The sequence below is a fragment of the Rhabdaerophilum sp. SD176 genome (genome assembly GCF_030143245.1).
Taxonomy (GTDB): domain Bacteria; phylum Pseudomonadota; class Alphaproteobacteria; order Rhizobiales; family Beijerinckiaceae; genus Rhabdaerophilum.
The window spans coordinates 35,856-48,247 of sequence record NZ_JARJNS010000003.1 but is presented as its reverse complement, the minus strand read 5'-3'; the positions used below and the strand labels follow the sequence as shown (position 1 = coordinate 48,247).

Sequence of the window (12,392 nt, the reverse complement as noted above, 5' to 3'; positions counted from 1 at the left end):
CTACATTACGCTGCCCATGATCTGCTCTTCGGACAATCTTAGCCCGTTCCTCGTGAATTCAGGCGGAAACATGTCCCGATAGGTTTTCCCATAGATTTCGGTCGCCTTGTCGAAGGAAACGCCATGAAGCTGGGCTTGGTGAGCGAAATCGCACCACGCGAGAAACCTATCTGGTTGCTCAACGTAGTGGCTGACACCGTAACAGGCGAAGGTTACTGCTGACGCGTAAGCCCGGCGCGTTTTCGAGGCTTGGCCACTTTTGTCCTTCGCCTGAGCAAGGACATCGACAAGCGCTTCGACAATATCGGCGACGACTGAGTGTTTGGGGTAAAAGTCGCAGAGATTGTAGCCAATCGTTGCGGAATGGGCGAAGACGTCTTTCACATGGATATCTGTAATTGAGCCGACGACGCCTGTGACAAGTCGCGTGAAAGCCCTTTCGTAGTCTTTGGATGCTTGGCTGTTTTTATTGGCGAAGGACGCTTCAGATTGCTTCAAAGCGAGGATTTCCCGCGCTGCAGGATAGCAGATACACTTGACCCGGAAATAGATCTTGAACAGGCTGATTGCCGTCTGGATCGATTTTTCGAGGAGGCCCACTCCACCGGCGATGCCGGCTTCCTGGGTCGCCATCTGGAAAATCGTCTTGCACGTTTCCTCAAAATCTTCGTTATCCTGAAAACCACCCTCGACATAAGTTTTGCTGGTGATCTGATCGAGGAAGGCGTCGCACGACATCACGCCGATCTTTTCGACGTAATGCCGACGATCGATTTTGGTTCTGTCTTTGAGATCTTTCTTGGATACCAGCCGGACATCTTTCAGAGCCGCCCCTTCAATTGGTAAAATCACAGGATCTGTAATTCGATCATACAAGATTGGCGCGAACGACTGACCTTCTCCGATATTTATAAGCCCCATGGTGGGGCTTGGGAGCGCTGGCCTCCCCGACTTGAGCCATGCCTCTTTTAGCTGATTGCGAAGGACACATGCCCGTCGAAACTCCAGCCGCAGTTCCAGGAAGAGCCTTGAGAGAACAGCATCGGGCTTGGGACGCCCTTGCGAGATCGGCGCGTGAATAGCACCGATCACGAGCTTCTGGCGGTTCTGATTGTCAAACCGTAAGCCGGGCGCCCTTTGGGCATGCTGGCGGGCCGCCGGCAGGTAGCGATGCAAAGTGCCGGTTGGAGGGTTTGCATCATCCTTAACAAACAGGCTCCTCATCTGCTCGGCTGTTTGCTTCCGACGTTCGCCCATCGCGAGTGTCGGGATATATCGCCTGGTCTCCCACATGCTGATGCTGATGTAGCTCATCATCGCGGGTTTGCCGCTTTCGCGTGCCCTGCGCTCCGCTTGTCGCAACCGTTGGTAACCATCGATCACGACCGCCTGTGAGAGATCGATGTTATAGGCGACAGGCTGAAGAAACTCAGCGTAATCTAGGTTTGCGTGGAGAGCAAAGGAATCCGGGGCAAGCCTTTGCTCTTCACAGGGTCCGAGATCGACTACGAGGATCGGGCTATCAAGCCAACACTCATGCATTTCGGGTGGATTGACCGCATCATCAAACCGATGATCGGGCAGAATTACCCTTGCAAGAAAGTCCTCAGCAGGCCCAGAGCCAAACTTTGCTGTCCTGGCTCGCCGCGCCGCGATCGTGAGCGCCAGGTCGCCGACATTGAGAAGGTGATGGTAGTTTAAGGAGCGCAACTCGCCGTGCGTAACCTTCGGATGTAGGGGGTAGCGTGCGGCGGCATACTTGGCCAGCTGATAAAAGTGATCGCTCCAGTGATGACGATCAATGTCGTCATAGTGCTGATTTGCGGCTTGAGATTTGGGATCAAATGCGGACATGACAGAAGCTCCTTCGCGCGACCGTAACTGGTCGGATCAGGAGCGTGGTCATGACGGCACATCAAAGCAAGACAACGATTTACTTTGAATTTTAGCCAATCACTCCCGTAGATTTATAACAGAGTTGAAATATATAAATCTACGAATTCTGGAATGATCACTGCACTTCCTGTACGAATAACCCAAATTGTTGTAATTCTGCAACATTTTTATCGAGTGAACCGACCGACAAACGCGATTCCATGGTTAACAACTGAGAAGGAGGACAACTCCGATTCGGGCATCGGGGTGTTGCCTGTCCCGCTTTTGGCCTTTGCCGCGCATGATCTGGGGTAGCCCGAGTTGCCCATTTCTGCGTGCTACGACCAGTGCCGGATGAAGCCAACTTGGGACCAGCGCGCGCTGTCCTTGCGCGGATAGGGGCAATCGCCAATTTCAAGACCCTTTCGCCCATCGGCGGCGGCGCGGATCATCGCAGCCCTTAAAGCCGCCTTGATCTGCCGCGGCGAGCTCGCCGCAACGCGGGTAATGACCGCAGGGTCGATGTCCGGGGTGAACCATCCCTGCCATTCCATCGCGAGCTCGGCATAGATCGCGCGGATGACCGCTTCCATCTGGGTTCGATCCGGTGCGGCAATTGTGTAGACCAGCGCCCGATCAAGGAGGCTTTCACGGATGTCCTGCGTCTCATTGCTCGTTGCCATCCAGATCACGCGGTGAGCCGCAAATTGGCAGCCCAGACATTCATCCGTAAAGCGGCGGGCATTTTCCGGTTCCCATAGCTGGTGCAGCACGTCCAAAGGCGCATCGCCGGCATAAGAGAATGTCTTTTCCAGCTCATCCAGGAGGATGCATGGCGAGGCCGTCTCGCCCGAGACGAGCGCCTGGGCGACCTTCCCAACACGGGGATGTTTCCATGACTGGTCAGTCCCGGTGAGCGGTCCCGCGCCGTTCATCTGGGACATCGGGATTTCTGTCACGCTCGTCCCGAGGATCGCAGAAACGGCCTTGGAAAAACGCGTTTTGCCTGTTCCTGGCGAGCCATTGAGGATCATGGCAGGGACTTGCCAGGGCAGGCCGGTCGCGAGGGACGCGCGAGAGGCGAGATGAATGGCCTCAAGGGGTTCTTTAAAGTTGGGCATGACCGGGCCGAGCGCCTCGAGCGCGGTGATTGTTTCATCCGTTGCCACCGGCAAGCGCCGCCAGCCGCATTGCCGGTCATGGGCCATCGCGCGCAACATGGGATCGCCCGCTTGCCCGCCACCAAGGGTAAACGAGCCCAAGGCCTCCGGGGCCTCGCCATGGCGGTCGGTATAGATGCGGACAGCTTCTGCCGGATCGAACACCTTGAGGTACCATCCCTTCACACCCTCAACCGTGATCGATCTCTGTTCGCCGATCACGGCAGGGATCGTCCAGATATCCCTGAGTTCCGTGCCCGTCCCGGATGGTGTCCCCTCGCTGGCGGCGGGGAACCGGACCTCGCGTTTGCGCGAGGCCCGGTTTTCGAGGGCCTCGCGGCGAAGATGGGCGAGGGTATGTCGTCCAAGGATCTGCCGGATCGGTGATGGATTGGTGTCGCGCGATTCCGCATCATCGTCACTCATCGCGGCAGGCTCCATAATGATGCACCAGCCGCGCCAGGCCCCGTGCGAGATTGCCCGTATGCTGGCGCGGCTCGAAGACGTAGAGTTCGCGCGCCTCGGCGAGTTGATCCGGGCGGTCGGCATTCTGGTAATGCGTAAAAAACCAACCCTTCTGGTCGACGCCGCCATTGCGAAGGCGGACCTGTCCGCCCTCGGTTGCAAGGACCCGCCTCAGGTTGATGTTGGCGAGAAGGTCATCGACCGTCCGGTCTACCGTTTCCGGATGGATCGAAGCCGGCAGGCTGATCGTGATGCCCGCATTCTCGAACCGCAAGGCATTGATGACGTCGTGATCAAGCTCGCTCGGCCTTGGCAGTCGGATCTGGACCCAGCTCTCAGCGCCCGGCAATGCGGTCATGCTGGAAACATCCTCGCCGGGACGGCCCCAATACCCGGCATAATGATGCCGGGCGAGCCCGCGAATGCGGTTGATTGCGCCAAACCGGGCAATGCCGATCTTGAACACCGGAATGCCGGTGAGGCGGCTGAACTGGGCCAAATGCGGGGCGCCGGCACAGTAGATGGTATAGTCGACCATGCTGGTCTCGGGGCCTGGCAACGCCGCCTTTTCAAGGTTCGGGGCGAGGAATACCTCGCTCGCGTGGAAGCCGGCGGGCGCGCTCGGGCGAGGCGCGAACGGATTCAGGGTCATGGTGATTGCCTCAGTTCAGGGTTGGCGCGATGGTTTTGAGCTCGATTTTGACCCCGAGCCGCTCGCTGTCGTGGCGAAGTGCACCAGCAATAAGGTGCAGCATCAGGCTCGTTCCGGGGAGGAAGGGCGCTCCGAGGAGGGACGAGTATTTGACGCGGCACTCCGCCTCGGAGGCCACGGGCCAGAACAAGAGCCGGATTGCCGCATCGATCGCATAGGTTTCGATCTGACGACACAATTCAGGGTCGCGCGACGCATCAACGGTCTTGGCATCGCGCGTGGCCTTGTTCAAAGCCGCGGCGGCTTTCTCGGGGCTCGGGTTGTAGCGGCTCTGATCATGCGCCGCGTAAAGATGTCGATCCTCGTGTGTGAGGTGGTGGGTGTCTTTTTCGTCGGGGGTCTTGGGAGGGTTGATGGTCATGGCTTTTGCCTTTCTTCGGCGGTGATGAAAACAAAATCGCCGCCCGGGTCAGGGGCGGCGATCAGCAGGGTCGGGAGAGCGGATTTTGCGGGAATTGACCCAGTTAACCCTCGGACTTTCTTGACGTCTTGAGAGTCATTCGGGATTCGAAATGCGTGACGACGGGGTCGTCGGCGGGAAGACCAAGCCGGGCGATATCGGCCCTCAGCACGGTCTCGCAAACAAGGTCGTAATGGCCGTTCTCCGGCCGATCCGCGCGTGAATCGGCCAGGATCATGATCCGCGTCCGGAGTTCATCCCGCGACTGAGCCGGGCGAAGCGCCATCTCCATGATCAAAAGATCGGACAGCCAGCCTGCGGCATAGACGAGCCTGTCATCAATGAACGGGTCGAAACGCGCCAGCCAGGCCTCGATATCATCGATGTCGACACATCGATCGATGAGATCCACCGGCGCGACAGGCGCCGCAAAAAGAAGGAGCTGAACCGTCATTGGCAGATCCTTGATGCCGAGCGAGACGTGAAATTCGTCCCAGGTGAAGCGCTCGCGTCGGGGAAAGGATTCCAAGGACTGCGAAACGTCGTTGCGCTCATCGAAAACAGCCACGCTTTGCGGGTGATCAGGCGCTTCCGAGGCTTCGTTTGACGAGGTCGAGGAGTTTGAAGAGGGCTCCAGGGTTTCCGGAGTTTCCGGCGCTTGATCGGTCGGCGGGGCCGTTTGGCCGGCTCTGCTCCCGGGGCTTTCAGCCGCCGGCGAGGAGATAAGGTTTGTGGCAGGGCATGCATCGTCGTTCTTCGACATGGTCGGGCTTTCTATTTTTAAGGGAGGGAGGGATGAGCCGGACGGCCAACTCTTTCTTGGGAATTGACTCGGAAGAAGCTCAAAAAGGAAGAAGAAACAGAACTTTAAATGGTGCGTGATGCGCGGAGGCGCTTGAGTGGAACGCGCTTCAACATGAAGGTTGCACTAATCGGTGGATCGCCGTCGGGCATTCCCCGCCGGCAAAAATCGGGAATGGCGGTGACCGGGTGTCGAGCCACAAAATTCAGAGGTTGGCATCGGAAAATGGATTACCGTTTGATGCCGCCCTTTCCCTTCTGTCGGGCGATCATCACCCGCTTCCGCTCCATCGCTTTGGGCGGTTTCGCGGCCTTCTTGCCGGGCTTGTTGTTGGCTGCATTCGGCGGATCGGAAATGGAGGCCTCGAGGGTCGCCAGCACAACAGTTGCCTCTTGAGGCGAAGGCAAGGACGGGACGGGTTGGGCCGGCCTTTGCGGGGTATTGGCAGGTGTTGTTGCTCGCAGCGATCGGGATGCTCTTGCGGGTCCGACAGACGCCTTCTCGTGCTTGTCTCGGGGTTTCGCCACCCGCGCCGGCACCTCGATTTCGGGGGCTTTTCGCTCGGCATTCCGCTGACTGAAACGCTCACGTTCCGCGCTGATTTCAGCATCGAAGTCCTCGGCAAGCGCCTCAGCGGCGCGCTTTTCGGCTGATTCTTCGTCCGGTGATCGGAGCCGGAACCGGCTTATGATCCGCAAAGCGACATGAGAGAGAGCATGGAGGTAGGCGATTTCGTCACCATTGGCGGCAGGAGCGGCCTCGGCCTCCTTAGCCGTCTTTGTTTTCCCGGATCGTGTCGAACGCGTATTCTCTTGAACCACACGGGCAATCGAGCGGACGTCATCCTCCCATTGCTGCGTGGCGAGCTTGACGCCGCGCGGCGTTGTCAGCCCACGACGCTCGCGGCCATAATCTGTCTTCGGCAGATGGGGTCGTGGTGGTGGCAGACCCATGGCTTCATGGGTGCGCGGGTCGAGGCGCTTTTGATAGCCGCCGCGTTCGAGATGCTTGTTCGCGATCCGCGCAAATCGCGCTCGCTCGATGGGAATCCAGTTAAGGTGGTTCATCGCCCGGATTTTCTTTTGGGTGAACGGCCGGATGATCCGCCTGGTATCATTGGCGTAGGTTCTTGTTGCGAGAACAGAAAAATCCCAGACCAGCTCGCCGGAAAGTGGATGGGGGATCTTCTTTGCCGGCCGCGTCGCCAGATTAATATGGAGATGATAGTTCCGCGCATCATTATTCGGCCCCGGGGCGTGGATCACCGCCCAATAGGGGATTCCAAGGCTCTCGAACTTTGCTGTGTAGTCCTTGGCGAGGGCGAGCCGCTCGCGGGCCGTCATTTCATGTGGCAGGCTGACGATTATGCGCGTCTGGACGTTGCCGCCGCGGCCGAGATCGAACCGCACCGGCGCGGGCTTTGCTGAATCGCGCTTGGCAGATGGGACGAACCCGGCGCGCGCGAAAGCCCGGAAGACCATCAGCGCCTCATCGTCTGATACGGCAACAGACCGGGATCCCGCGACGAGCTCGGCGAAAACCCGCACCGGAAAATCCCGCGACCGAGTTGCCTTGGCCCAGATCTCGGGGTGGAAGGCCGGGTCGAAGGCGAGAAATGTTGGGCGCGGGTTGTTCTCGACTTGCTCAAGTTGCCGCCAGAATTCCAACCGCTCCTTCGGATCGGACGAGATCGTGCCCCAGGAGGAACGCTCGCGTTCAATCGTCTCAGTCGCCCCATCCCGCTCGATATAGCCTTGATGATTGGCCGCATCCCCAGGATCGAGGGTCTCGATCCCGTCCTCGCGCTCGATGTATTTCTGGTGCGCGACTGAGCCGGGATCGTTAAATCGACCGATCACGCGCCAGGGCACCCGCCCTTCAAGTAGATCGACGATTAGCCCAGCGGTCGTGATATTCCGAACATCGAAGTGAAATGACACACTTCCCTGCGAGGAAATTGGTCGGCTGGTTGTGATCATCGGAGAGGCGCTCGTGCCCGCCACGGTCATTAGCCCCGGCGAACTCCACCATTCGCGAAACAACGCTTGAGCCCGCTCGGCGCCGACCTTGGCATTGAGGATTTTTAGCGCGCGCCGCTCGGCCAGGGCGATCGCCTGATGCGTGACCCGCATCGCCTCCTCAATCTCGCTATCAATCTCTGCCTGTTTTGCGCGTGCCAGCCGGGCAGCACCGCGCTCCTGACGTTCGAGGAAAAGCTTAAGGGCGTGATCGAAGCTGTCCATGACGGGTTCTCGCCTTTTGAAAAAAGACAAGAACGACAGCGGATATTTGCATGTCATCGCTCGATCGCGGCAACAATGAGGCCTCAATCGAAGTCAATCGAAATATATTCAGTGCAATCAAAAGCACTGCCGTGGCCAAAGGCAGCGTGAAGCGAGAAAGCCGACAATCGGTTTCGCGCCGCCATTCTTGTCGCTCATGCAAGAACAGGCTGGCACCCGAAAGCAGTCATTCAACGCGATAGGGTCAGCGGGTCGATCAAAATCTAGTTCGAGACCGCCGGAGCGCCATGCTCCTGGGGCCAGTGAAGGCTGCCGTCAAGCAAACAGGCCGCTGGTCCGAGACTAGGGCGCGAAGCCTTCAAAGCCAGACAGGGTTTGTCCAGGCACGCCGGCCGGTGGCGTCGGCGATGGCGATACGGATGAAGCCACCTCTGCGCAGCTTTCCAAGCGGCAGCTGGGCCCTTGTCAGACCTGTGCCGATCTGTTGCTCGGCCAAGGACCCACGCCCGAGCGCCATAATCGCCTGGCAAGGCGAACAGACGATTTCGACCGTGTCATCGGCGATTGTGACCTGCTCGATGGTCGGCCCTTGGCTTGAGTAAAAGGCCCCGGCCTTCAACGCCGCGAGAAGTTCATACGGTGTATTCGCCACGGCCTTGACCATGACGAACCCGCCAAAGGCATCATCACAGTGAAAATGCGCATCGTCCGTTGCACACAGATTGATCTTGCGGCCCGCAACGAGCATCTGGTCGACCAGATAGGCACCGTCGCCTCGATCCGTCCGCACATGGCTGGTATGGTTGTAGATCTCCACCGCATGGGCAGTCGGCAAGGTCGCGGCATCGTCTGCCGTGAGCGCGTACCAGCCAGGATGCGGGATCGCGACAAAAGCGCCGGCGTCAACGCAGCGCTGCGCGAGTGCTGCACCGGATTCGTCGGGCGAGGTCGGCGGGAAATCAGCAGGAAGCCCGACAGCCAGGATATGCCAGACTTCACCGAGCGCGGTTTTCGGCGCGTGCACTTCTGCGCCAAGGATGGTGGTGAAGCCAGCCGTGCGAAAGGGCTCCGTGTCAACAATCGGGAAGCCGAATTTGGGGAGGAAATGGTCTGTCAGGGCAAGGAAATCATAGCCTGCCTCGCGATAACGCCGGCAGACCTCCTCAGGGGTGAGCGCACCATCGGAGCGATTGGAATGGGTATGGATATTCCCCTTGAAGAAGGAACCGGGCGAGCCAAAGGCGGGATCAAACGGCATGTGCAAGGGGCTCCTCGATCAGGGTGGTGTCTTGCCCCAGACGCCTGACGCGGGAGGCAGACGACAACAGATTGGCGGTGTAGGCATCCTTCGGGGCAGCAAACACATCAGCCGTCGCGCCTGTTTCGATGACGAGACCATCCTTCAGCACCATCACCCGGCTGGCCATCCGCCAAATCACCGCGAGATCATGAGTAATCAGGATCACGCTCGTGCCATGCTTTTGGCGAAGAGCGTCCAGCTCTCCAAGAACCTGTCCTGCGACTGACGCATCAAGAGCAGATGTGATCTCATCGCAAATTAAAACATCGGGTTCGGCAGCAAATGCTCGCGCAATGGCGACTCGCTGTTGCTGTCCTCCAGAAAGCTGCCGCGGGTAACGCTCCAGGAATTCCGGCCCAAGCCCGAGATCCGCCAGAAGCGATGCGGCCTTTTCGCGTGCAGACTTGCTATTCATGCCAAAGAAATGGCGTAGCGGTCGCATGATGGCGGTTGCGACCGTCTGGCGCGGGTTGAGCGAGGAGAGCGGGTCCTGGAAAACGGTCTGGATCCGTCGGCGCAGAGCCGGCTGGCGCTTGCCGGCGAGCATCGCGATGGATTGCTCTTCCAGCATCAATACGCCCTTTTCTGCCGCGATCAACCCTGCCAGAACAAGGCCCAGCGTTGTCTTTCCAGAGCCGGATTCCCCTATCACGCCCAGGACTTCGCCTCGGCCAAGCGACAGATTGACCCCGTCCAAGGTCGGTTTTCCGGTGGAATTTTTGGGCCCGAACCATCCGCTTTGCTGGTATCGGAAGGTCAGATCCTGAACCGAGACGAGCGGCTTCAGCCCGGCATTCACGGAGGGTGCGGCGCCAGAGAGATCGAGCGACGCACCAAGCAGCGTCTGCGTGTAGGTATCTTCCGGCTGTCGGAACACGGCGGAAACAAGCCCCTGCTCGACGATCCGACCCTCCTTCATGACCAGAACGCGCTCGCATACATCGGCAACAACATTGAGATCATGCGTCACCAGCACCAGGGCCGCTCCACGCGCCACACGCATGTGTTGGATCAGCTCCAGGACCTGAGCTTCGGTTGTCTTGTCGAGCGCGGTTGTCGGCTCATCCAGAACCAGCAGGGCCGGGTCACAAGCGAGTGCTGCGGCAATGACAACCCGCTGCCGCTGGCCACCCGAGAGTTGGTGCGGGTAGCGTCGCCCGATCGTCTCGGGATGTGGCAGACCCATTTCCGCAAAGAGTTCCACAACACGTCGCTCCGCTTCGACCCGCACCAGACCGCGGCGAGACCGGAGCACCTCTTCAACCTGGCGGCCAACCGGCATGTGATAGGTCAGTGACGCCAGCGGATTTTGCGGAACCATCGCCACGCGCAACCCACGGAGTGAGCGAATAGATGTGAAGGTAGTGCTGGTGATCTCAATCCCGTCGACAAGGAGACGGCCCCCATCAAACCGCCCACCGCCCCGCAGATATCCCAGAAGCGCCCGCGCCAGCGTTGATTTTCCGGAGCCAGATTCGCCGACAATTCCCATGGATTGGCCGGGCCCGAGACGGAATGATACCTCGTCCACGACGCGCGCGACCTTGCCGAGCATATCGGCGTAGCCAATGGACAAGCCGCTGCATTCGATAATTGGATTACTTGCCTGTTGCACCGCGCGCAGCCTCCAAGCCCAGTAAACCCGCGACGCCTTCCGTCGCGAAATTGATGCCGATTACAAGGCTCGAGATACACAGAGACGGCGCAAGAACCAGCCAGGGTTCCGAGCGGATGGATTGCAGCCCGCTCTGGATCATCAGCCCCCAATCCGGCGTGGGTGGCGAAACGCCTAGCCCAAGGAACGATAGCGCCGAAACAAGCAACAGCGCGCTGGATGTGCGCAAGGCAAACTCAACCGTCAGGAGATCCAAGATATTTGGCAGCATTTCGCGGAGAATAATGGCGAAGCTGCTTTCGCCGCGCAGTTGCGCCGCCTTCACATAGCCCTGCTCGAGGATCACCAGTCCCATCGCACGCGAGGTTCTGATAACGCCCATCATATAGATGAGACCCATGGTCAGAACGAGAACGGCCAAGGATTGCCCGAAGCCAGTGACAAACAGGGAGACAAGCAGGATCGAGGGGATCGACAGCTTCATTTCGACAAGGCGCGACACCACATCATCGAACAGGCCACGATGGTAAGCACTCGCAAGACCAAGAAGTCCGCCGCCGATGGCTGCGATCAGCCCGGCGCATGCAGCAGCAATGATGGAAATCTGGCCGCCCAGCAGGAGCCGCGAGAAAAAGTCCCGTCCAAGCTCATCCGTTCCAAGCCAATAGGCTTCGGTTGGTGGTTCCAATGGCGCATCAAGGAGCTTGAGAGGGTCATACGGTGTGATCCATGGCGCAACAAGCGCGACCAGGAGATGGAGGCCAACCAGCACCAATCCAAAGAGGGTGAGCGGCCGCCTGACCAGCCGTCTGAAGAATAGTGTCATGCGCGCCTCGTGCGGGGGTCGAGGGCGAGGATGGCCATATCCGCCAGAAAGTTAAGCGCGACGACAAGCGCTGCCGAACACAGTGCGATGGCCTGCACCACGTGCACCTCTCGCCGGGTCACTCCGCGCACAAGTTCCTGCCCCAGGCCGGGATAGGCGAAGACCAGTTCTACCACCACGATACCTGAAACGAGCGCGGCAGCGTAAAGCGCCATCGCCGTCAGGCTCGGCACGATCGCTGCCGGCAAGGCATGAAGGAAAACGATCCGCCATTCCGGGATGCCGGTAAGGCGCAGGCGCTCGACAAAGTCCTTCGCCAGCGCATCCACCATGCCGGTCCGCAGAAGCCGGGCGAGGTACGCGATCGAGCCGATGAGCACTGTCACGACCGCCAGAGGTGATGCCGCGAGCAATGTGAGCGCTGCATCATTGGTGGATGCTGTGATCGTGGCAGGAAACACTGGCCATGCCACAGCGAAGATCATGACAAGAACTGTCCCAATGACAAATTCCGGGATCGAGTAGCCGATGATGGCCCCGGTAGATGCGATGTTGTCAATCGCTCTGCCCTGCCAAACAGCTGCTGCAATACCGATCGTCAAAGCCAGCGGAATGGCCAGAAGCAGCACCGCGCCCGCGAGGATCAGCGAATTCCTCAGAGGGTAACCGATGATGGCCGTCACCGGCGTTTTCGAGATCAGCGTCTTGCCGAAATCCAGTGTCAGGACACCGCCGAGGAAGCTCAAAAGCCGTTCGGGTGCAGGACGGTCGAGCCCAAGATCCTGCTTCATCTTGGCAAGGCGCTCAGGCGGGATCATCGCGATCTCGTCGGCCGAAAGCGACACGTCAAGCGCGTCGCCCGGCATGATCTCAGTCGCGATGAAAATGAACACCGTCAACATGACCAGCGTGATGCATGACAACAAGACACGGCGCAGGGCGGCGATCAACATGTCGCCCTCCTGCGCCTCTTGTAGACGGCGTCACACAAAGC

At 59.2% G+C, this 12,392-nt stretch carries 10 protein-coding genes; all 10 read right to left on the bottom strand.

Going from position 1 to position 12,392, the window contains the following annotated elements:
- Nucleotides 1-1,854, bottom strand: coding sequence for a hypothetical protein (locus P0652_RS07010; protein WP_284178079.1), 1,854 nt, complete (start codon nucleotides 1,852-1,854; stop codon nucleotides 1-3).
- A gap of 359 nt (nucleotides 1,855-2,213) precedes the next feature.
- Nucleotides 2,214-3,257 carry an AAA family ATPase gene (locus P0652_RS07005; RefSeq protein ID WP_284178078.1) on the bottom strand — a complete coding sequence of 348 codons (1,044 nt, stop codon included), beginning with the start codon at nucleotides 3,255-3,257 and terminating at the stop codon, nucleotides 2,214-2,216.
- A gap of 196 nt (nucleotides 3,258-3,453) precedes the next feature.
- A complete protein-coding gene (locus P0652_RS07000; RefSeq protein ID WP_284178077.1) occupies nucleotides 3,454-4,152 on the bottom strand; it encodes a hypothetical protein in 699 nt (232 codons plus the stop codon).
- A gap of 10 nt (nucleotides 4,153-4,162) precedes the next feature.
- Nucleotides 4,163-4,573 (bottom strand): hypothetical protein, encoded by a 411-nt coding sequence (locus P0652_RS06995; protein WP_284178076.1) that lies wholly within the window; start codon nucleotides 4,571-4,573, stop codon nucleotides 4,163-4,165.
- A 103-nt stretch (nucleotides 4,574-4,676) separates the two neighbouring features.
- A complete protein-coding gene (locus P0652_RS06990; RefSeq protein WP_284178075.1) occupies nucleotides 4,677-5,066 on the bottom strand; it encodes a hypothetical protein in 390 nt (129 codons plus the stop codon).
- A 578-nt stretch (nucleotides 5,067-5,644) separates the two neighbouring features.
- Complete coding sequence (locus P0652_RS06985) at nucleotides 5,645-7,657, bottom strand: MobA/MobL family protein (protein WP_284178074.1); 2,013 nt, start codon at nucleotides 7,655-7,657, stop codon at nucleotides 5,645-5,647.
- A 358-nt stretch (nucleotides 7,658-8,015) separates the two neighbouring features.
- Nucleotides 8,016-8,915 (bottom strand): PHP domain-containing protein, encoded by a 900-nt coding sequence (locus P0652_RS06980; protein WP_284178073.1) that lies wholly within the window; start codon nucleotides 8,913-8,915, stop codon nucleotides 8,016-8,018.
- Nucleotides 8,905-10,572: a nickel ABC transporter ATP-binding protein NikE gene (gene nikE, locus P0652_RS06975; RefSeq protein WP_284178072.1), complete on the bottom strand. Its 1,668-nt coding sequence runs from the start codon at nucleotides 10,570-10,572 to the stop codon at nucleotides 8,905-8,907. The genes P0652_RS06980 and nikE overlap by 11 nt, the downstream gene beginning before the upstream one ends.
- Complete coding sequence (locus P0652_RS06970; RefSeq protein ID WP_284178071.1) at nucleotides 10,556-11,398, bottom strand: ABC transporter permease; 843 nt, start codon at nucleotides 11,396-11,398, stop codon at nucleotides 10,556-10,558. Before P0652_RS06970 ends, nikE begins: the two co-directional genes overlap by 17 nt.
- The gene (locus P0652_RS06965; RefSeq protein WP_284178070.1) at nucleotides 11,395-12,348 is read right to left on the bottom strand and encodes an ABC transporter permease; all 954 of its coding nucleotides are present in this window, start codon (nucleotides 12,346-12,348) and stop codon (nucleotides 11,395-11,397) included. The genes P0652_RS06970 and P0652_RS06965 overlap by 4 nt, the downstream gene beginning before the upstream one ends.
- Nucleotides 12,349-12,392 lie beyond the last annotated feature (44 nt).